Genomic DNA, 21884 nt, shown 5'->3' on the forward strand with positions numbered 1-21884 from the left:
GTCATTCCTCTTTCGTTACACGCACCACTTCTTCCCAGGTGGTGATGCCCGCCAGCACTTTGTCCATACCATCCTGACGAATCGTGATTCGCCCATCGCCCAGCATCCGGGCAATGCCCAATTCACTTTCGCCGCGATGAATCGCCGTGCGCACCGTGTCATCAATCAGCAACAGCTCATGGATACCGGTACGACCGCGATAGCCACTGTAGTTACACTTCTCGCACCCACCGGGATGGTAGAGTGTGGTTCCCACCGCCAGTCCGGTCTGTTTTGCCTGTTCCTCATCGACGGCATAGGGCTGACGGCATGACGGGCAGAGTGTGCGCACCAGCCGCTGTGCGAGCACACCCAGTAGCGACGTTGACAGCAGAAACGGTTCAATTCCCATATCCTGCAAGCGGGACAATGCCCCCAGCGCGCTATTGGTATGCAGGGTAGATAGCACCAGATGCCCGGTTAGTGACGCTTGCACCGCAATTTGTGCCGTTTCACCGTCACGAATTTCCCCCACCAGCACCACGTCCGGGTCCTGACGCAAAATGGCACGCAAACCACGGGCGAACGTCATATCAACCTTGGGGTTCACCTGGGTCTGGCCAATGCCTTCCAGTTCATATTCAATCGGATCTTCCACCGTCATGATGTTGCGTTCGGCAGCGTTGAGTCGACTCAAGGCAGCATACAGGGTGGTACTTTTCCCCGAGCCGGTAGGGCCGGTAACCAGAATGATGCCGTGCGGACGGTGGATCAGCGTATCCAATTGACGACGGTTATGTTCCGCCATCCCCAGTGTTTCCAAATCCAACCGGACGCTGTTTTTATCGAGCAAACGCAGCACCACGCGTTCACCATAGTTAGAAGGCAGGGTCGAGACACGCACATCGATAGCCCGGCCGCCAATGCGCAATGCCATACGTCCATCCTGCGGGACACGCTTTTCGGCAATATCCAGCTTGGCCATGACTTTGATACGCGATACCAGTAATGACGCCAGTTGGCGCTGCGGGCGCAAAATCTCCCGCAGCACACCATCAATACGAAAGCGGATCAGCAGGTGGCGCTCAAAGGTTTCGATGTGGATATCCGACGCCTTGTGTTTGATGGCTTCCGTGAGCATGGCGTTGATCAACCGAATAATCGGTGCGTCGTCGTCGGCATCGAGTAAGTCATCGCTGTCCGGCAGTTCTTCGGCCAACGTGTAAAAATCGATATCGTTACCGATATCTTCCATCAGGCGTCGCGCTTCTTCAGAATCGCGCTGATAACGCATAACCAGTTGCCGCTCAAACTCTTCCGGGCTGACCTGACTGACCGCCAACGCCACCCCAGCGACCCGGCGAGCCTCCAGTAACGCCAGTGCCGAGGTGCCGGGAACACAAACCGCCTCGGCGACGGTTGCCGACTCATCTTGCAGCAACAGAATTTGCTGTGACCGGGCAAACGCAAACGGCAGTACAGGCCGTAAGTCAGACGTGTGGGCGGGCTGAGCGCTCATCGCCCCTCCGGCTGATAAAACGCGGCGATGGATGACTGCACCTGTCGGAAGGTGTAGGTGTTGCCACCGGGTAAGCGCACCGTGTTGCTATCCAGCACACTGCTGCCTTCACCGCGCTGTTGTTGCTGTTCGTTGTTAAAACTGCGGTATTTAGTGATCGACGCATCCTGGAATTGTTTCGGGTCACGGATGATAGTCGGTCGTAAAAACAGCATCAGATTGCGTTTTTTCACGCTCTGGCTCTTCGAACGGAACAAATTGCCCAGCACCGGAATATCCCCCAACAAGGGCACTTTGCTGTTGTTTTCATCGGTCGATTTATCAAGTAAGCCGCCGACGACCACCGTTTCGCCATTGCTGACCATGACCGCGTTATTCACCGTTCGGGTATTAAAGGTCACCCCCAGTGAACTGTTGGCGCTGCTATTGCTGTCTGCCACGCTGGATACTTCCTGCTCAATTTGCAGCAACACCGAATCGCCTTCGTTGATCTGTGGTTTGACGCGCAGTTTGATACCGACGGTCTTACGCTCGACGGTATTAAAAATGTTGTTTCCTGAACCCACCGTGGTTTGCGATCCGGTCAATACCGGCACTTCCTGACCGACATTGAAAGTCGCTTCCATGTTATCCAGCGTCACAATGCTGGGTGTCGCCAGCACATCGTTTTTACTGTCGCTGGACAACGCGGTCATCAGCATCGACCAGTTGCCACGATAAAAACCGGCGGTAATACCGTTGAAGCTACCGAGTGCGCTGGCATAGGCCGTGGTCAGTGTTCCATCTTTACGAAACTGATCGGTGCCGATAACCGCCGTTGAAATCGGTATGCCGGTATTGGTGAATTGGGTCATCCCGGCGCGATTATTGGCCCACTGGATACCCAGGTTCAGCCCATCAGCGTCCTGAATCTCAGCGATGATCGCTTCTACCAATACCTGAGGCCGACGAATATCCAATTGGTTAATCACCTGTTCCAGGTCGCGCATGATATCGGGCGGCGCGGTGATGATCAGTGAGTTGGTCTGATCATGGGCGCGCACCGTCACCTCTTTCCCCTGAATCATAATCGTGCGTCCACCAGAGCTGTTGGTTGAACCAAACGCAGAACCAAACCCCATGCTGGAACTGGATGAAGACGACGATGAGGAGGAAGATGACGCATTGGAGGAATTATTAGACGAACTAAGATTACCGTTTCTGTTGGTACTGCTGCCTGAGCGCGAAGAAGACGAATTGTTCGATGATGAATTGCGACTCCCACTGGTCCCGTTACCGGCCAGCACTTCAATCAGATCCAACGCTTTGGCGTACTTGAGGTAGATAACTTTGGTGCCGCCCTGCACCACCTGTTTGCGATCCAATTGTCGGATCATCTCTACCGCACGCTGGCGGGCATTTTCTTCACCACTGACCACCACCGAGTTGGTACGGCTATCCGCCACCACATTCGCCAGCATGGTGCTGGGCAACGCATTCTTCTCATCCGTTTTGTTGAGATCGTTCACCAGTTTGGCCACATCGTCCGCTGATGCGTAGGTCAACGGCACGGTGATCATTTCACGATCGCCGGTTTTATCCACGGTATTGACGATATCCACCAACCGTTTGATAACCACAGCTCGCCCGGTCATCAACAACACGTTGGACGGTTCATAATGCACCACCGTACCGGCACCCGCGTTATCGTTAAGTTGGCGCAGTAACGGTGCCAGATCGCGGGCGGCCACATTATTGAGCGGCACCACACGTGTGACCAGTTCATCGCCCACACCGGGCTGTTCGTTATTCGCCAGCGGAATCGACGACGATTTGGCATCTTTAGAGCGGATGACTTTCAATACGCCGTTATCCATCGGCACGACTGAAAAGCCATAAACATCCAGTACACTGAGGAAAAACTGGTAGTACTGATCTTCGTTCATCATGTCATAACTGCGCACACTGATCGTGCCACGCACTGTTGGGTCAATAATGACCGTTTTGTTCAGGTTCTTACTGACCGTATTGATGAACTCCTGAATATCGGTTCCTTTAAAACTGGCTGAAAATTCAGCGGCCCAGCCACACGGCGAGCCAAGCAGGAGAACGGTTAGCCCCAGCCACCCCAAGCTTTTTTTTATTCCTTTGCCAAGCACGTTACTCGTCTCCCCCAAATTCCATATAAATATCCTGACGCTGCCCATCCCGCTCAATCGTCAAGGTAAAGTTATGCACATCAGCCATACGTTCCATGGCCTTTTTCGCCTGTTCTTCGTCACGCAAATCCAGGCCATTCAGGGCAACGGCCATATCGTTATCCTGAAGTCCAACACGGTAGAACGAGTCGCTTTTCGGCCCGGGATTCAACCGGTATCCTTGCAGTTTGTTGCTGTTCATCACCGGCGAGAACGACACGTAATCACTCATGGCGGTGGAAGCACGCTGCTGAAGCTGCTCATTCAACTGCGCACCGGGAACGCCGTCCACACCGGTCTCTTCCTGACCATACAACCCCAGCACCTCATAACGCCCCTGATACTGCAACACCACTTTATCCGGCTGGATTGACACGATTTTGGCGTTATAACCGGGGACCTCTTCATTAACACCGCGACTAAACTGCTCATTGTCTTTGCTAATAATGGCGATAGATCGGGACGCATCGTCACCCGCCATCACACCGGTCAGCGAAAGATTCAACGTAGAGGGGGGAAGATTGCTCATTTGCGACGCATCCAACGCGCCCGAGCGATTTTTTTCGGGAGAAACGCCGAACAGCGTGAAGTCATTCAGGGTAACAGGCTGTTGACGGGCTTGAGCCGGGGTGATCTGCACACTGGCGACTGGCGTATTCTCTGGTAAACCGATGCGCCAGAAAATCATCGCCAGTTGCTGACAAATGAGCAGTATCAACAAATAAAACAAAATCCGTCTGATAGCAGACGGAGATAACGGTGGCAGTGTCGAGATATTCATCTGCAAACATTATCCCTATGCGTTCGCCGATTATCCTTGCCACGTTCGCAAACGTGGAATAAGGGCCATACAGCGCCATGTTTAACGGCATGGCACCCATTTAAAATGGATGCGACGTCTGAAAAACAGCGCTTCTGCGTTGGTTGTCGTTTTACTACCTGCGGACCAGACATCACCCATACAGGTAACGATATGTATTCAAACTGGTTTGCCGGAAAGGCCACACGGTCACATGATGGCATGCATGCCTGGCGCATTTTTATGCGTTTCTTACCATCACGCCGTGCGTACGAGACACCTGTCTACAGTCGTGTTGCTGGCTGACAGGCATCCTGTTTCCTGTTATGCCAGGCGAGTGACACGTTGTAATACCGTGCCGGGTCGCACTAAAATCTTCAACAATATAACCCAGGTTAATGACAAGACAATCCTCCAGTCAGCAACCATTTTTCTACCCTGTTTCAGTCGCTACTCGATATCATTGGTCATACAAGTATTACCGAAATTTCTTAAACACGTAGAAATATTCTGTCTTGCAAAGCATCGTATTTTATTGACAGACTCATTTCATGTCATGACTAAGATTGCTGACTGATAAAAAATACAATTTCCTTGCAAAAATGACTTCTATCGCCAATGACGTCTCGTCTTTTTATCTAAAAAAAGCGATCACGTGAGAGATTCATTTTCCGCTAACCTTTTGATGAACCGCCTTATTACCCCTGATTCTCTCCCTGCTATTCGGTCCATCTCCAAATACGTCGGGTTATTTAATCACCTGACGTCATTTAGGTTTCCTAGACTCTGTCTGCTACCTGTGATTCTTTTGTGTACAAAAAAAGAAACAACATCATCATGATAGTAAAACGCCGTTTCATTAAAACATATTCCTGCATTTTTTTTGCGACTAGCCTCAAATTTTTACCGGCATTAATGAGCAGCGTAATAGAATGTTGTTGAAATGGCATTCAGGTCACATAACTGGGATGAAGCGTTGATTATTCCTTTTCATTCCCAGGAAAATAAGGCATACGCATTCCTGCCAAGGTCTGTCAGATGGATTCACAAAAGAGCGTCAGGCTGCATAACCGTTGAGGTAAGGCGTGAAAAATACACCGGAAGTAACATCATCGACCCAGGCAACCTCGTCCCAAACAGGCTACCGCATTCCCGGTTACTTGCTGGCAGTTTACGCGCTGCTGCTGTTCATGCTGGGGTGGTTTGGTCATCAGCACTGGGTGGACATCCACTCGCCATCAACGCCTATGGAAGCAATCGCCGCTTCGCCAGCACCTTCAGCGGCTCTTGCAACACCACCCCATGACAAGGTGACCGAGACTACCGCGCCTCCTCCGGCACAGACAGCCGTGAATCATCAGGACACCTCATCTGAACCGACTGATACCGCAGGAGAAGCAAAAGCACAAAAATCGCCAGCCCATTGGCAAACCGCGCAACCCGGCGAATTACCCTCTATCGCCTTCAGCGCCCACGTTTATACCTCCGACCCGGACAAACGCAGCGTCACCCTGAACGGAGAGCGTTATAGGGAAGGCGACACCCCGTATCCAGGGCTAATTATCGAGCAGATTGAACAGGATATGGTGATCTTCAGCTTCGATGGCGAGCCGTTTATTCTGGATTCATTGCAGGATTGGCCGGGCGGGAAACCAGGAAGTGACGCCGGCGAAGATTCCGTGCCGAAAACAACGTCGAAACCGGAAAAAACCATCAGAACCACGAAAAAATAGTGCAGCAACTGCACATCAGGCAGTTGCTTGCCTCATCAGCGAACGGTACGCATGGTGTCAAGGAATGGCGTCATCGTGCGGTTGAACGACGAGCACTGTGTGGCTTTGGGCGTACCGTCTTTTAGCAGCCCCTGATACAGGTTTTCACTCAGTTGCGGCAACGATTGATAGCGCGTCGTATCCCAGCCTTTTTGCGCCGCCACCTTCATTGCCGTTTTCAGGATCACGCTGTCATCCGGCAAGTCACTGCGCTCACACTGCACCCGCAGGTATTTACTGGCCGCCACCAATGACGCCAACTGGCTGACTTGTTCATTAACCGACAGGCTGGTTGTACTGCGAGACGCCGCATTTTTCACCGGCGCGGACGTTTGACAGGCCGCCAGACTCAGACAACAGACACCGAAAAGCACCACTTTTAACGAAGATACATGCATGACTCAACTCGTCTTATTGATTAAGTTCCATCTCTGGGATGCCCGACATGGGCATCCGCCTAGCAAACCATTATCCCTTTGCCGCCACAAGCAGCGACAAAGGACGGCGTGATCAAACCATCAGAAAAATATTTCTGCAAGCCTGGGCAGGCTTATCACCCTTTCTTATTACCGGACAATGCGTTAGCGGCGGGCAATATGCCATCGGCACGGAACATGGCTTTGATACCACGCACCGCCTGTCGAATACGGTCCTGATTTTCGATCAAGGCAAAACGCACATGCGTGTCGCCGTAATCACCGAACCCAATGCCGGGAGAGACACACACTTTCGCCTCCGCCAGTAATCGTTTGGCGAACTCCAGCGATCCTAAATGCGCGTACGCATCCGGGATTTTCGCCCAGACATACATGGAGGCTTTCGGCTCATCCACCATCCAACCGGCTTCATGCAGACCACGCACCAACACATTACGGCGCTGGCGATACTGCTCGGCAATGTCGCGCACACATTGCTGATCCCCTTCCAGTGCGGCGATCGCCGCTACCTGTAACGGGGTGAAGGTGCCATAGTCGTGATAACTTTTGATTCGCGCCAGTGCATTCACCAGCTCTGGGTTACCCACCATGAAACCGATACGCCAGCCTGCCATGTTGTAGCTTTTTGATAGCGTAAAGAACTCTACCGCAATCTCTTTAGCACCCGGAACCTGCATGATTGACGGCGCTTTCCAGCCATCGTAAACGATATCGGCGTACGCCAGGTCGTGTACCACCAATACCCCATACTGTTTGGCCAACGCCACAACCCGCTCAAAGAAATCCAGCTCAACGCACTGCGCTGTCGGGTTAGACGGAAAACCTAAAATCATCATTTTAGGTTTAGGAATACTTTCACGGATGGCACGCTCCAGCTCGTTGAAGAAATCGATACCCTCGATCAACGGCACTGAGCGCACCTGCGCACCGGCAATAACCGCACCATAAATATGAATCGGATAACTAGGGTTCGGCACCAGTACGGTGTCGCCATGATCCAGCGTCGCCAGCATCAAATGTGCCAGCCCTTCTTTGGAACCGATTGTGACTATCGCTTCGCTTTCGGGATCAATCTCGACCTGATAACGCTCGGCATACCAGCGGGAAATCGCCCGACGCAACCGCGGGATACCCCGTGATGTGGAATAGCCGTGGGTGTCTTCACGCTGGGCCACCGTACACAGTTTTTCGACAATATGCGGTGGTGTCGGGCCGTCTGGATTGCCCATACTGAAATCAATAATGTCCTCGCCGCGACGACGCGCAGCCATTTTCAATTCAGCCGTGATATTAAAAACGTAAGGCGGGAGACGATCGATGCGCGCAAAATGGCGCTGAGAAGTAGAATCAGCCATAGAATCCTCAGGATAACGTGAGCGCCCGGACCGTCCGAGCGACGCAGGCCCGTGAGACGGGCCGTTATTCACCCTATCCCAGTTAACCCAGGCTGTCGATAGCGACAGATAATTATTTTTTTCCCAGCGCGAGTGGGATTTATCCGGCGATTTTTCCGGCTATTTCCATTCAACACCCCCTATATCGACGACACTCACCACCGATGAATATCGGACACACCAACGCCATCAACACCCACAGCATAGCTTTTTCCTATGAAAGACTGTGGCAACACCCTTTCACCCGGTCAGGGAAATCAGTATCTTTATGCGCGGTTACGACGCGCGACAATCTTTGTTCCTGATGCCTCAGACTGCCGCTGGCAGAACTGCCCGTCCGATTCCTAAAATTTTCCCACAAGCCTGAAGTCGTCGTGTTTCCTGGACGACAAATACGGCGTTATGACATGGTTTTGCCCGACATCATTAAGGAGTGTTGTCATGCAGCGTACGGTTTATGTTGATGGTCAGTATCTGCCGGAATCCCAGGCCACCATTTCGGTATTCGATCGTGGTTTTCTGTTTGCTGATGCAGTGTATGAAGTGACATCGGTGATTAACGGCGGATTAGTCGACATGGATGCACATCTGGTGCGGCTACAGCGTTCTTGTCGCGAGCTTTCCTTGTCGCTGCCCGTGTCGAATGATGACCTGAAAACCATCCACCAACAGTTGATCGAACGAAATCACCTAGAGGAAGGCTCAATTTACCTTCAGCTCAGCCGCGGCAATGGCGGTGATCGCGATTTCTACTTTCCGTCGGCGGATGTCAAACCAACGCTGGTGTTATTCACCCAGGCTCGCCCTATTATCGCCCACCCCAAAGCGGAAACCGGGCTCTCGGTGGTGACCTGCCCGGATATTCGCTGGCATCGTCGCGATATTAAAACGGTCAGTTTACTGGCGGCCTGTATGGCTAAAGAGTATGCGCACGCCCATCAGGCAGATGATGCCCTGCTCGTTGAAAACGGCTTTGTCACCGAAGGTACCTCCTGCAACTGCTACATTGTGCTGGATGACAATACCGTGGTTACTCGTCCACTGAGTCACGATATCCTGCACGGTATTACCCGCCAGTCACTGCTCGCTCTGGCCAAACAGCAGCAGATCAAGGTAGAAGAACGGCCATTCACACCGGAAGAAGCCTGGCAGGCACGGGAAATATTTATCACCTCAGCCACATCCTTCGTGTTACCGGTGGTGAACATCGATGGTCGGCAGGTCGGCGACGGCAAGCCGGGACCTGTCACTCGCCACCTGCGTGACATCTACATCGCGATGGCGCACGCCCAAACCCGTTAACCGCCCTATCCGCCTGACAAACCGGCCCCCGACTGAAGCGACGTGCCGGTTTGTTACGATGGCAGCAAGGCACCTTAAATGCCGAAGGCACAATACGGTCTCGACGGTCTCGCCCTCCCTACTCACCAGCTATCCAGACTCCCGCTCCCAGCGCTTTACTGTCTGGGCAGCGGTAACGCTTCTGCTTGTAGCGAGGAAATATCCACGCTGCTTTCCAGCACCATTTTTTGCGGCACGGCCAGCGGGATATTCTCTGCTCTCAAGCGCTTGATGATGTCGAACAACAGGTCACTCTTGGCTGACGATACCATACGTGGACTACCGACATAGCCGGTGACACTGAGCACCATACCGTTTGGCGTCAACTGGCTGAACATGACAGACGGTGCCGGGGTATCCAGAATTTTTTCATGTTCGTGGTAAGCATCGAGCAGAATGCTCCTGACCATTTCCGGATCGATATCCAGCGGGAAAGTGAGTGCCAGCGTGGCGACACCGTGTGGGTTACCCATCGTAATATTGCGGACATTCTGCGAAATAAACTGGGAGTTCGGCACAATCACGGTGGAACGATCTCCCAACTGAATTTCCGTCGCACGCACATTAATACGCCGAATATCCCCCTCAACGCCACTGATGTTGACCAAATCCCCCACTTTGACCGGCCTCTCCGTCAGCAGGATCAACCCGGAAATAAAGTTCTTCACGATTTCCTGCAAACCGAACCCGATACCGACGGATAACGCACTGACAATCCAGGCCAGCTTGCTCCACTCGATGCCGAGCGTCGCCAGTGTCAGCAGAATAATCAGGATGTAGCCAATATTGGAATACAACGTTACCAGTGACGCCTTGATACCAGCTTCCAGCATCGTTTTCGGGAAAAAATCATGCTCCAGCCAACGGCGAGACACCCGCAGGCTATAAATACCAATCACCAGCAGGATAATGGCATTGACCAGATGGGCAGGTACAATGCTGATGGACTCCAGCCCTTTTCCACCCCAGATTTCGACGACTTTTTGCACCAGTTCAACCGGTGTCGTGGAGCCAAAGGTGCCATTCATCAATGCCACAATCGCCATCAAAATCAGCATGACTTTCAACCCGGCGGACAAAACAGTCGCCGCCTGATCCAGATGGCGATCATCCAGATTCAATGTTCGCTTAATCTGTCGGCCACAGGCGAATGCGGGTGAAAACACGCTCTCGCACACATCTTCCACAAAGGTCGTCATCAGATACAGCAGCGATAACACCATGCCAACCCATACCAGCTCATACGTCAGGAAGCGAGCCAGCGAGATATAGCCAATCAACAGCGACACCAGCACCGCCAGCGTCGTTAACAACACAGCCAGATGAACCAATCCCGCCAGCGTAGAGCGAGTTTCTGGCGTTTCGCCAGCCTCTACCATACGCCGTCGAATCTGATCGCTGCGTAAGGCAATGGTCCCAAACGCCAGCGCCAGAAACAGTGACGACAGGCCGTTGCCCACGACCGTCACCCCCACAGAAATGCCGCTAACCGTGTTAATCTGTTCAATCACACCAAAAATAACGATGAAACTGGTGGCAATAATCAAGAACGGCGCCATCGCCTTCGCCACCGGGTTAGCCATCGCCGGTAATCGCCACGATGGGCGTTTATTGGAGAGAAAAGCCCGCCCGAGCGCGGAAATCACCGAGCAGAACACAACCAGCCGCACCAGTCCTTCCATGAAGCCTTCAGCGCGATCAGTCACATCGCCATGACGGGTGAACACATAATCCACCAACAGAATGGCCAGCCCCATCGTCAGCACCGTGGAAAACACCACTGCGATAGCCAGGAAACTGCGTCTCAGGCGGCCTTCCGGCAAAAGATGAATCCCCGCACGCGCCAGATATTTCTCCAGCAGCTTTCGACCGACCGTACCCAGCGCTATCGCCAGAAACAGGAAAAACGCCGAACCATAACGCCATTCAGGCTGCCAGGCGGCGCTAAACGCTTCAGCCAGGTCATCTCTCAAGTCAGATAAACGCTCCATATCCTCCTGCAACGGCTTGATTATGGGTGACCAAAATCGGCTGCCAAGAATACTACCGGAATTGAGCGCCAGCTGACTTTTCAGCACATTGCGGCGTAATGCCAGAATCTGCGTCGACAGGTTCTCAGCACCGGTTTTTATCGACTGAACCTGATTCGCCTGCGTATCCAGCTTTTGTTTTTGTTGATTAAGCGAAGCGCGTTTACGCGTCACCTCCGCCGTTTCACTCACTGCGGCCTGCGGCGCAGGCGCTGGCCCTAACACATCCAGTTGAGCCTGCAACTGTGTACGCATCGGTGCAATGACACCCGCAAGCTTATCCGCACTGGTCACCAATTCCAGCGTGGTATCGTTAAGCGTATTGAGCCTGGCGTCAGTGGTCGTGCCGGAAACCTGTTGTTTGATACCATCGAGCTGTTTTTGCAACTTCACCAGTTCGGTATCCACATTTACTTTTTCTACGGCATCCCCTTGACCATCTGATACCGGGTCTGTCGCCGCCATACTCACGGAGCTGAAAGCAAACAACACCATCAGCAGCATCACTCCATAAACCCCGAATAACCTTTTACGCATACACTCAATGTACCCTTGATACTGTCGACAGCCGGTACAGCACACCCCATACCGGTTGCCTATAAAATAAGAACCCACGTCACTCTGCAGGCAGGTGGCTACTAACTTACTCAGCAATGAAGGTAAAACTCAAACAGATATCGCCGAAACTGCTCAACGTGCGAGAACACTCCCGATATGCTGACGTGATTTGCAACAATAACAAGGGATAATACGACAGTTGTTCAGGGATTCGCCGACCGACCCGAATCGCGCGCCAATTCATTGACTCATCAGTGATGCCCGGTATAATCCAGCCCACATCGCCAAGCGACTGTATGTCATCAAGGCGCCCTTAGCTCAGTTGGATAGAGCAACGGCCTTCTAAGCCGTAGGTCACAGGTTCGAATCCTGTAGGGCGTACCATCTTAAGTTCTGCCAGACTCTACCGAATTCAACAAAACCCCGTTATATTCATTGATACCACTAGGATTTTCTGTCGCTGAGCTCCACCGAGGTCAACCCAGCATACTGGAAATCAAGTCGATGTTGGGGGCCTCTATGGGTGACCTGCTCCCCATTGATTAACACACGACGATGTTAGTAATGTCTTCATCAGCAACATGAGGACAACCCCATGAAGAAGCGTTTTTCCGACGAACAGATCATCAATATTCTTCGCGAAGCCGAGGCGGGTGTTTCCGCCCGCGAACTTTGCCGTAAGTACGCCATCTCCGACGCCACGTTTTATACGTGGCGTAAGAAGTTTGGTGGCATGGAATTACCTGAAGTAAAAAAGCTTAAGTCACTTGAAGAAGAGAACGCCCGCCTCAAGAAGCTGCTCGCCGAAGCCATGCTGGATAAAGAGGCACTACAGGTGGCTTTGGGCCGAAAGTACTGACGACAGACCAGAAGCGGGAAGCCGTGACAGTGATGTGCAAAGCGACAGGTCTGTCGCAACGGTGTGCCTGCAGGCTGACAGGTTTGTCCCTGTCGACCTGCCGTTATGATGCGCACCGCCCGGCTACTGATGCGTATCTGTCTGCACGTATCACCGAACTGGCAATGGAACGCCGACGTTTCGGTTACCGGCGTATCTGGCAGCTTCTGCGTCGTGAAGGCCTTTGCGTTAACCACATGCTGTAATCTTAAAACGATCCCGGTCTGTGATATCTGAGGTGGCTGTCATGAAAACCTTCGTTGGACTTGATGTTTCTCAAAAGAAAACAAGCATCTGCGTTATAGACTATAACGGCAATAAAATTCGTATGGCTAACGTCGATACGCATCCTGGTGTTATAGCTGATTATCTCTTTTCTGAAGGATTTGATAAGTCGAAAGTGGGTCTGGAAACAGGGCCGCTTTGCGTCTGGCTTTACCATTCACTCAAGAGTTTTGGCCTGGACATTGACTGTATTCATGCCCGCCATGTTCATGCCGCATTGTCGATGCAGTTAAATAAAACCGATCAAAATGATGCTTTTGGTATTGCCCGGCTGGTCCTTTCCGGATGGTACAAACCGGTGCATGTCAAAAGCCTTGAATGTCATCAGCAAAGACTCATTCTGACCAGCCGGGAAAAACTGGTTCAGCTCAGGGTTGCCGTAACGAATCAGATCCGCGGGCTCCTGAAAACATTCGGCGTTGTTCTTCCTCCCGGGAAAAACAGTGTTTTTGAGCGTGCTGTGCTTGAGTCATCACCTTCGCTGGAAACCGTTAAACCTGCAGTTATTATGCTGCTGGATACGTGGGAACATCTTTCCGGGCAGATAAGAAAATTTAACTATATGCTGGAAAAACTTGCCCGGAAAGATCCTGTTTGTCAGATATTACAATCTATTCCGGGTGTGGGTGTTCTGACAGCATTAAGCTTTAAAACATCAATTGATGACCCTTCGCGCTTCAGGCGAGTCAGTGATGCTGGCGCTTTCCTCGGATTAACGCCCAAAAAGTACCAATCCGGTGAGGTAGACAGGAATGGGGGAATTTCAAAGCAGGGCAACAGAATGACGCGCACACTTATCTACGAAGCAGCATCCTGCCTGTTGACCCGTTATGGCACTGATACAAGTCTGGCCATATGGGCAAATGAGCTCCGGCACAGAATGGGCTACAAGAAAGTTATTGTTGCCCTGGCGAGAAAGCTGACAACATTGATGCTAAGCATGTGGAAATCAGAGACTTTTTATAATGAACGGCTTAAAGCGGTAAATTAAGAAGTAAAAAATCATAATCAAATCAGACTGAGACCGTCTTAAACTTCAATTCCGGGACTCGCTTTGCAGGGTGAAAACCTTGCGGGAATCACATAGGAATGAAGACGACGTTTTGCAACATGTTGTAGCATCGAAAAAATGACTACGAAGACGACAAAGACTCCATCTGATCCTGATATTGACTGATTAGACGACAAACGGGTCTACCGCATTTATCATCTCAATGGCCTGGGCGTAAAACGCAGACAGCGCCGTAAGGGTCTGGCGACTGAGCGGCTTCCGCTGTTGCGTCCGGCAGGTCCCAACCTGACGTGGTCAATGGATTTTGTCATGGATGCGCTGGCCAGTGGTCGCCGGATTAAATGCCTGACCTGCGTTGATGATTTCACGAAGGAGTGTCTGACGATCAGCGTTGCTTTCGGGATTACAGGCGTTCAGGTATCACGCATTCTGGACAGCATCGCGCTGTTTCGTGGCTATCCGGCGACAATAAGAACCGTTCAGGGCCCGGAATTTACCTGCCGTGCGCTCGATCAATGGGCCTTTGAGCATGGTGTGGAGTTGCGACTTATCCAGCCAGGTAAGCCAACGCAGAACGGATTTATTGAGAGTTTCAACGGTCGCTTTCGGGATGAATGCCTGAATGAACACTGGTTCAGCGATATTCTCCATGCCCGGAAAATCATTAATGACTGGCGGCAGGACTATAACGAGTCCAGACCTCATTCATCGCTGAATTACCAGACACCGTCTGAATTTGCAGCAAGCTGGAGAAATGGAAAATTAGAAGGTAAACAAACCGACATTACTAACTGATCGTTGTATCTAATACTGGGGGCAGGTCATTACCCCGGCGGCCTTAAGTTCGCCGGGTAACCACCCCCCGGTCATACCGGGGGTTTTTGTTTTAACGGTGGGGTGTCGGGGCATCGCCCTGACCGGGCGGTTTTGTCATACCCTCTGCATGACGGTAATGACAAAACATTTCCTGTCCCACAGTTGAGTACGGTTTAGTAATCAGCGTGATATATAATTTTATATGTACTTCCTAGCTCTTTCTGAAGAAGCTCAGCTAATTTATAACCATCATCAATAAATCGCTTTTCCTCTTCCATACTGTTAAAAACAGACGATGCCGGATCATCTGTATTGAGTATGGCATCATATCGCTTTGCCCAAGCGTCAAGGCTATCCTTTAACTCCAAAGATATCGGCAACTCGTCGGGGGGTATGTCCCCAAAATCATCTGGAGTTGTTCCCCATAATGGATGGCAATGATAATCAGCCATTAACTTTATTTCTTTCATTTTACTGAGCCTCGCAAATTAGCTCCTACTAGGCCGTGTCCCTTAACTTAACAACCGCTTCAAAAATAACCTGATCGCCCCCAGCTTTAGCATACTCAGGTAGTTTCTGGCTGTTTTTTCCGAGTGTGTAGCAATACGACGATTTTCCTTGAGTATCGCAAAGCAACGCGCCACGACATTGCGTTTTTTGTACAGGCATTTGTCGAGGGGCCGACGTCTGTCCTGGCTGGATTTCTCATTCGATCTAAACGGAATTACTACTTTTATTCCCTTTATTTTCAAATGAATGTGGAGATTGTTACTTGAGTAACCCTTATCCGCCAGTACTGCTTTCGGACGTGATTTCAGATGCCCACTTCTTCGGATAATCCCGACCCGGTTAAGCAACGTTTCCGAATACCGGCTGTCGTGGGCCTGTCCGCCGCTCAGGCAAAAACTCAGCGGTAATCCTGTGCCATCTGTCGCCAGATGGATTTTGGTGCCAAAGCCGCCGCGAGAGCGACCCAGCCCATGGTCCTCGCATTCATCGGGATGTTTTTTTTCGCACCGGCAGCCGCTTTTAGGGCGCGAACGTTACTGCCATCCAGCGCGATAACATCCCAGTCAATAAGCGCTTTTTCATCCAGAATCTGGAGTAATTTATTGAAAATTCTGTTCATTATTCCGGCTTTAGACCACCGATTGAAGCGGTTGTAAATGGTTTTCCATTGACCATAACGCTCAGGTAAATCCCGCCAGGGTGCGCCAGAGCAAAATACCCAAAATATGCCATTCATGACATGTCTGTGCGCAAAGTAAGGACGCCCGACTCGGGAAGAACCTCTTTCAGGTGGTAGCATGGGAAAAATCAGCGCCCAGGCTTCATCGGGAAAATCATAACGAGCCAAATTAAAGCACTTCTTGTGGTGAAATCATGTCCCTGATTGTACAAAAAATAGTTACGGGACACACCCTAGATGGGTATATCCCATTGACATATCCCATCAATATTCTATGCTATCGATAGCACAAAATTTCTCCAAGGAGACTGCCATGGAAAAAACCACAGTATTTAAAAGCAATCGCAGCCAGGCGGTACGGCTCCCTAAAGCTGTTGCGTTACCCGATGATGTTAGGCATGTCGATATTGTCGCCATTGGCCGCACGCGTATCATTACTCCGGCAGGCGAAAGTTGGGACAGTTGGTTTGATGAAGCGGGTGTTACACCGGATTTCATGAGCACCAGAGAGCAACCGGATGAACAGATCAGGGACGATTTTTGATGTTGAAATACCTGCTTGATACCAACATTTGCATTTACACCATAAAGAACAAGCCGCAAGAGGTCAGAGAGGCGTTTCAGCGTTATTACGGGCAGTTTGCGATCAGTGCCATCACGTTGATGGAGCTTATCTATGGCGCGGAAAAGTCGGCCAATCCAGAAAAGAATCTGGCGGTAATAGAAGGATTTTCCGCACGTCTGGACATCCAGTCCTATGGGTTTGATGCTGCCGTGCATACCGGTCAAATTCGTGCCGAGCTGGCGAAACAAGGAACCCCCATAGGCCCGTATGATGCCATGTTAGCCGGTCACGCGCGATCCGCAGGTTTAATACTGATAACAAACAATGTACGCGAATTTGAGCGTGTACCTGGGCTACGAGTGGAAAACTGGGTAAGCCGATAAGCTCTATGCTGCCCTCCCTCAAAACAGGATATAATCCACCCTCTACTGCGGATAACCCGCAAAAAATCCAGCCAGAAAGGTTTGGGGGCCCATTTGGGGCCTCTACGTTTTTCGAACTGGTAGAAATCCTTTTATTTCAATATAGATACGTGGTTAATTCGAATCCTGTAGGGGCCATATCTAAGTAACAAAACATCAACCGACGTCTTTTTTATGCCTAAAATTCAATGCGTTGGCTGAATTTAGCGCGTTACTACCCTACCGAACTCTACTCGTATCAACCTACATCAAGTTGTAATGGCCAACTAAAACTGGCCACGGTTTTATCGTTTTCCCAGTACAACTATTCAGCTTCGCCCCGGTGACAGCGAACCGCCAAAAGTTGGGCAGACCAGTGCTATCGTGGATGGTGTCCTCTGAAGTGGATGCTGCCCTCTGAATTTGTAGCGGGATCTGCCGGCTGCCAGAGCGTGCAGCCGGGCTAAAATCGGTGATGACTGCAGAAGATCGGCGGGCGAATATTCACGTCACGCCCTGCTCTTGCTTCGTTTTCAGCCCTCCCCTCTATACTTTTTCTGCAAAACGCATCGCCAGCCATTGTGCCTGCTGCTGCATCACTAGCACCTGGCCGTCCTGCTCGTGCCACTGAATATCGCCCTGACTAAGGCAGCGCCTGAGCTGCTCCAGTGAGGTTGTCTGAAAACAGAGTGCCACCATTTTTGCCGGGGCCTGCGCAGCGACTGGTGGCAGCGCGAACTCCAGGCTTGCCTGTTGATGCGTGATAATACGCAGGCAGCAGGTTCCTGAATCAAGCACATAGCCGCCGTTGTCCTCCCCACGAGCCTCCGTATTGAATAACTGACAATACAGCGCCAGCGTCTGTTCAGGTTGAGGCGAAGCGATAACGAATGCGGACAGCGCCTGCACGCCATTCGGATGTACCTGCCAGGCGGGCTGCCAGACGGCTTGCGGCGTCTGATGTTCGCAGAAAAAACTGAATCCGTACTCCACGGCGCTGGCGCGGATCCGCGAGATACAGAACCGGGCCTCAGTCTGACTGCCATCCGGCAGTATCACCGGGCGAAAGAAGCGGGTCGGTGGCTCGCCATCAAGCTGGCATTGCTGGAGGTGCTGCCATACCGCATGCGCATCCTGGGTTTTCCAGACCAGCCCGGCAAGGCCTGGCGCAACGTTCCATAAACCTCGCGAGTCTGTCTGCATGGCAGGCTCATAGCCTAACAGCTCCAGATAGTTATCGGCGAATATGGCCAGATGGTTGCTGGAACCCATCGAATGATGTCCCCGCGTACTGAGCTGAAACCCCATCCGCTGGAACAGGTATTGCGCCTGATCCAGCTCTTCATTGACGTTAATCACCGCGTGATCGATAACCGGTGTAATCGGCATGGTGTATTCCTTCTGTTCTTTTTATTGATCCTGTCAGGCGGCACGACCACCAAAATAGAGCTCGCGCATACGGGGGTCATCCTGCAGCATCCGTGCGCTGCCCTCCATCGCCACTTTCCCCAGCGCCAGTACGTAAGCCCGGTCGGAAATGTGCAGTGCCTCCATGGCGTTCTGCTCGACCATCAAAATAGTCACTTTTTCCTTACGGCGAATGGTTTGTATGGCGCTAAACACTTCCGTCAGCATTTTCGGCGACAGCCCGGCCGAGGGTTCATCAAGCAGCAGTACCGCCGGTTCAGGCATCAGTGCGCGGGCGAGCGCGAGAATTTGTCGCTCGCCGCCGGAAAGCGCGGACGCAGGCGATTGCCACTTTTTATGTAATACCGGGTAGTGTTCCGCCAGTTGCGCCATCCGCTGCTTACGCTGACCGGGCGCTAAAAACTGCCCCCCGGTTTGCAGGTTTTCTGCCACAGTCAGGGTGTTGAACACATTGTCCAGTTGCGGAACAAACCCGAGTGCGCATTCACGGATTTTTCGGTGCACCGGAATGTTGGCCGTTTCCTGGCCATTGATTTCAACCCGTCCTTCGCGCGGGGAGACAAAACCGGCAATCGATTTCAGCAAGGTGGATTTGCCGCAGCCATTTGGCCCCAGCAGCGTCACGATTTCCGCCTGTTTAACATGCAATGAAATACCATGCAGAATATCAATCCCTGGGGTATAACCGGCGACCACGTTTTCGAGGGTAATCATACCGCCTCCTGCAATGTTGCGGTGCTGTGCCCGAGGTAGGCCTCCAGTACCTGCTGGTTCTGCGCCAGTTCGCTCGGGTGGCAACTGGCGACAATCTGCCCGCGATCCAGCACAATGCAGCGCTGACACAAGGTGTTAATAAAGTGCATGTCGTGCTCGATAACCAAAAGCGAAATGCCCTGACGGCTCAGGTTGACCAGCGTTTCCACCAGTTCCTGGCGTAATTTCGGGTGCACGCCCGCCATCGGCTCATCCAGCATCAGCAGCGTTGGGTTGCCCATCAACGCGCAGGCAATGCCCAGTAATTTTTTCTGTCCGCCGGAAAGCACGGCGGCAGGCAGGTCTTTCACTTTGGTTAATAACAAGATATCGAGTAATTCACGGGCACGGGCTCGGTCTTCCTGCTCGACTTTACGCCCGGAAGCCAGCCCCAGCAGACCGTTGAATAAGCCGTGCTGACGAGTACCCGCTGTCATGACCACTTCCATTACGCTCATTTTTTCCGGCATGACAGGGAGCTGGAAAGTGCGCGCAATGCCCGCCTGGATTATCCGGTGACTGGGCTGACAAGCAATGGCGTGGCCATCAAATGTGATGCTGCCGCCATCCGGTCGGGTAAAACCGGAAATGGTGTTAAGCAGCGTACTCTTACCGGAACCATTTGGCCCCAGCAGACCAAGAATTTCGCCCTTCTCCAGCGTGAATGATACGGATGTCAGTACCTGGTTGCCGCCAAAGGCTTTGCTAACATCCGCCACTTCAAGCAAACGGCTCATGATAACGTCCTTAATTTTTCCGGTAACAGACCGCCGGGGCGGGTGAGCAGACAGAGTAATAAAGCCAGTCCCACCAACCCCAGGCGCAGAGCGCCAGTCAGGTCTGAGCCGATATGGAAATAATCTTTTGCGAAGGGGATAAAGTTATACAGCCCTTCCACCAACAACACGCCCAGCAGCACGCCGCGCACATTGCCAATGCCGCCTATCATCACCATGCTCCAGATGAGAAAGGTTTCCGAAGAGAGCAAATAATCCGGGCTGACATAGTCGGTGTACCAGGCCAGTAACATACCAGCCAGACAGCACATCACCGCGCTACTCATTAACGCCCGGCATTTCAACCACGGCAGCGCATAGCCCATGCAGATAGCCAATTGAGGTTGCTCGCGCATCAGGCGCAGCGCCCGACCAAACCGGCTGGCGCCGATCCGCAGGCTGGCGAGAGTGGCTGCGATGACGCAGAGCAGGATAATGACCGCGAAGATACGCGTATCGGCGACGGTATCGCCGGTTGACCAGGGTGCGGACAGCCCGCCAATCCCCTGCGCGCCGCCTGTCAGACGGTCTTCATTGACGACCACAATACGGATGATTTCAGCCAGCGCCAGCGTGGCGATGCCCCAGTAATCCGCCGTGAGCTGACGGCCCAGCAACGTCATCAGCACGCTGATAACCATGGCACACAGTAACCCGGCCGGGATCACCAGCCACAGCGGCAACCCAAAATTGCTTCCCAGGCCGATGGCATAAGCGCCGGTTCCGACAAACACGATATGACCGAAATTCAGCAAACCGGCGTAACCTGCCTGTAAATTCAGGGCAAGAGCGACGATGGCATAGATCCCGCCAAGGCAAAGGATATGCAGTAAAAACTCAGACACGGCGGACCTCCCGGTTAAACAGGCCATAAGGACGCAGCAACAGCGCCAGCAGCAAAATCACAAACGATGAGGCATTCACCCAGGTTACCGGGATAAACAATAAATCGCCGCCGAACAGCCAGCTCCAGTCGATGTTGGTAACGAGGGTTTCGGTTGCCGCGATAAGGAGTGCGCCAAAAATAGCGCCCATTGGGTTTCCCAGCCCGCCGAGAATGGCGGCAGCGAGTACCGGCAACATCAGATCATTGCCCTGGTTAACCCATGCGCTGGCGTTCATCGCCAGCATGCTGCCGCCCACCGCGGCCAGCATGCCAGCCACCAGATTGACGTTGTGGACAATGGCACTGGCATTCAACCCGGAGGCTGCCGCCAGATCCCGGTTACTGGCCAGCGCACGGATAGCACGACCTTGCGGCGTGCGAAACAGCAGCAAGCTGAACAGCACCACCAACGAAATCGTGACGCCAAGGCTCCAGAGCTCGTCGGTCGAGATACGTGTGTCCCCCACCTGCAAGAGTTCGCCCACTGGCAGGGAATAATTCACCGGGGCCGATCCTTCAACCCCGAGAACCAGTGCAATCAGCACCATCGATACCGCCAGCGAGCCAATCATGGCGTTAGCGGTGCCGCTTTTTAGCAGCGGCTGGTACACCCAGTGATGCAACATCATGGACAGCATGCCGCAGACTATTGCCGAAAACACGATTGCCATAGACAACGGCATGCCAAGACGAAGCCCGGCGGCGGTAATAAAGGAACCGACCATGGCATATTGCATATGGGCGATATTGGCGAACCGTACCAGCCCGTACACCAGGCTTAATCCCAGCGCGACCAGCGACAAATCCGCCGTGCGAATCAATGTATCAATCAAAAACTGCAGCATGGTGTTTCCCCGATGATGTAGCGT

Annotated in this window: 18 protein-coding genes, 1 tRNA gene and 2 pseudogenes; 8 read left to right on the top strand and 13 right to left on the bottom strand. The window is 52.3% G+C overall.

What is annotated here, in order from left to right; translation table 11 throughout:
- Nucleotide 1: 1 nt before the first annotated feature.
- The 3 genes from gspE to gspC are packed head-to-tail and all read right to left on the bottom strand — an operon-like array spanning nt 2 to nt 4456.
- Nucleotides 2–1498: a type II secretion system ATPase GspE gene (gspE, locus tag FAZ14_RS03320; protein ID WP_016941166.1), complete on the bottom strand. Its 1497-nt coding sequence runs from the start codon at nt 1496–1498 to the stop codon at nt 2–4.
- Nucleotides 1495–3636, bottom strand: coding sequence for a type II secretion system secretin GspD (gene gspD / locus FAZ14_RS03325; RefSeq protein ID WP_016941167.1), 2142 nt, complete (start codon nt 3634–3636; stop codon nt 1495–1497). Before gspD ends, gspE begins: the two co-directional genes overlap by 4 nt.
- Nucleotide 3637: 1 nt before the next feature.
- Nucleotides 3638–4456 (bottom strand): type II secretion system protein GspC, encoded by an 819-nt coding sequence (gspC, locus tag FAZ14_RS03330; protein ID WP_153508013.1) that lies wholly within the window; start codon nt 4454–4456, stop codon nt 3638–3640.
- A 1103-nt stretch (nt 4457–5559) separates the two neighbouring features.
- Between gspC and gspB the strand changes: the two genes are divergently transcribed.
- Nucleotides 5560–6207, top strand: coding sequence for a type II secretion system assembly factor GspB (gene gspB / locus FAZ14_RS03335; protein ID WP_153508014.1), 648 nt, complete (start codon nt 5560–5562; stop codon nt 6205–6207).
- 35 nt (nt 6208–6242) lie between these two features.
- Here gspB and outS read toward each other — a convergent pair whose 3' ends face one another.
- Together outS and alaC are read right to left on the bottom strand one after the other, a co-directional pair.
- Entirely contained in the window at nt 6243–6644 is a 402-nt protein-coding gene (gene outS / locus FAZ14_RS03340; protein WP_016941171.1) for a GspS family T2SS pilot lipoprotein variant OutS, read from the bottom strand.
- 155 nt (nt 6645–6799) lie between these two features.
- Nucleotides 6800–8038, bottom strand: coding sequence for an alanine transaminase (alaC, locus tag FAZ14_RS03345; RefSeq protein ID WP_016941172.1), 1239 nt, complete (start codon nt 8036–8038; stop codon nt 6800–6802).
- A 480-nt stretch (nt 8039–8518) separates the two neighbouring features.
- Here alaC and FAZ14_RS03350 point away from each other — a divergent pair, with 480 nt between their 5' ends.
- Nucleotides 8519–9379: a D-amino-acid transaminase gene (locus FAZ14_RS03350; protein WP_016941173.1), complete on the top strand. Its 861-nt coding sequence runs from the start codon at nt 8519–8521 to the stop codon at nt 9377–9379.
- A 155-nt stretch (nt 9380–9534) separates the two neighbouring features.
- On the opposite strand, the gene FAZ14_RS03355 is transcribed toward FAZ14_RS03350, so the two are convergent.
- Nucleotides 9535–11985, bottom strand: a complete 2451-nt coding sequence (locus tag FAZ14_RS03355) for a DUF3772 domain-containing protein (protein WP_153508015.1) — start codon at nt 11983–11985, stop codon at nt 9535–9537.
- Between the two features lie 328 nt (nt 11986–12313).
- Here FAZ14_RS03355 and FAZ14_RS03360 point away from each other — a divergent pair.
- The 4 genes and pseudogenes from FAZ14_RS03360 to FAZ14_RS03375 form a co-directional block, all read left to right on the top strand.
- Nucleotides 12314–12390 (top strand) — tRNA-Arg (locus FAZ14_RS03360).
- A 211-nt stretch (nt 12391–12601) separates the two neighbouring features.
- Nucleotides 12602–13101, top strand: a pseudogene (locus tag FAZ14_RS03365) (transposase); the annotation flags it as partial.
- A gap of 50 nt (nt 13102–13151) precedes the next feature.
- Complete coding sequence (locus FAZ14_RS03370; protein WP_153508016.1) at nt 13152–14180, top strand: IS110 family RNA-guided transposase; 1029 nt, start codon at nt 13152–13154, stop codon at nt 14178–14180.
- A gap of 186 nt (nt 14181–14366) precedes the next feature.
- A pseudogene (locus tag FAZ14_RS03375) lies at nt 14367–14996 on the top strand (IS3 family transposase); the annotation flags it as partial.
- A gap of 194 nt (nt 14997–15190) precedes the next feature.
- Here the strand turns inward: FAZ14_RS03375 and FAZ14_RS03380 are convergent.
- A complete protein-coding gene (locus tag FAZ14_RS03380; RefSeq protein WP_038925303.1) occupies nt 15191–15487 on the bottom strand; it encodes a hypothetical protein in 297 nt (98 codons plus the stop codon).
- A gap of 42 nt (nt 15488–15529) precedes the next feature.
- Nucleotides 15530–16374, bottom strand: a protein-coding gene (locus FAZ14_RS03385) for an IS5 family transposase (RefSeq protein ID WP_153508017.1) whose coding sequence is annotated in 2 segments (ribosomal slippage) — nt 15530–16029 and nt 16029–16374 — 846 coding nt in all. Because the reading frame shifts where the segments join, the coding sequence is not laid out codon by codon here.
- Between the two features lie 145 nt (nt 16375–16519).
- Between FAZ14_RS03385 and vapB the strand changes: the two genes are divergently transcribed.
- Together vapB and vapC are read left to right on the top strand one after the other, a co-directional pair.
- Entirely contained in the window at nt 16520–16750 is a 231-nt protein-coding gene (gene vapB, locus FAZ14_RS03390; protein WP_038908604.1) for a type II toxin-antitoxin system VapB family antitoxin, read from the top strand.
- Nucleotides 16750–17154 carry a type II toxin-antitoxin system tRNA(fMet)-specific endonuclease VapC gene (gene vapC / locus FAZ14_RS03395; RefSeq protein WP_038908605.1) on the top strand — a complete coding sequence of 135 codons (405 nt, stop codon included), beginning with the start codon at nt 16750–16752 and terminating at the stop codon, nt 17152–17154. Before vapB ends, vapC begins: the two co-directional genes overlap by 1 nt.
- 564 nt (nt 17155–17718) lie before the next feature.
- On the opposite strand, the gene FAZ14_RS03400 is transcribed toward vapC, so the two are convergent.
- The 5 genes from FAZ14_RS03400 to FAZ14_RS03420 are packed head-to-tail and all read right to left on the bottom strand — an operon-like array spanning nt 17719 to nt 21860.
- Complete coding sequence (locus FAZ14_RS03400) at nt 17719–18561, bottom strand: VOC family protein (protein WP_153508018.1); 843 nt, start codon at nt 18559–18561, stop codon at nt 17719–17721.
- 33 nt (nt 18562–18594) lie between these two features.
- Entirely contained in the window at nt 18595–19314 is a 720-nt protein-coding gene (locus FAZ14_RS03405; RefSeq protein ID WP_038908613.1) for an ABC transporter ATP-binding protein, read from the bottom strand.
- Nucleotides 19311–20090, bottom strand: a complete 780-nt coding sequence (locus FAZ14_RS03410) for an ABC transporter ATP-binding protein (RefSeq protein ID WP_153508019.1) — start codon at nt 20088–20090, stop codon at nt 19311–19313. The genes FAZ14_RS03405 and FAZ14_RS03410 overlap by 4 nt, the downstream gene beginning before the upstream one ends.
- A complete protein-coding gene (locus FAZ14_RS03415; RefSeq protein WP_153508020.1) occupies nt 20087–20974 on the bottom strand; it encodes a branched-chain amino acid ABC transporter permease in 888 nt (295 codons plus the stop codon). Before FAZ14_RS03415 ends, FAZ14_RS03410 begins: the two co-directional genes overlap by 4 nt.
- Nucleotides 20967–21860, bottom strand: coding sequence for a branched-chain amino acid ABC transporter permease (locus tag FAZ14_RS03420; RefSeq protein WP_153508021.1), 894 nt, complete (start codon nt 21858–21860; stop codon nt 20967–20969). The genes FAZ14_RS03415 and FAZ14_RS03420 overlap by 8 nt, the downstream gene beginning before the upstream one ends.
- Nucleotides 21861–21884 lie beyond the last annotated feature (24 nt).

The organism is Dickeya oryzae (assembly GCF_009372235.1).
GTDB classification, from domain to species: Bacteria; Pseudomonadota; Gammaproteobacteria; order Enterobacterales; family Enterobacteriaceae; genus Dickeya; species Dickeya oryzae.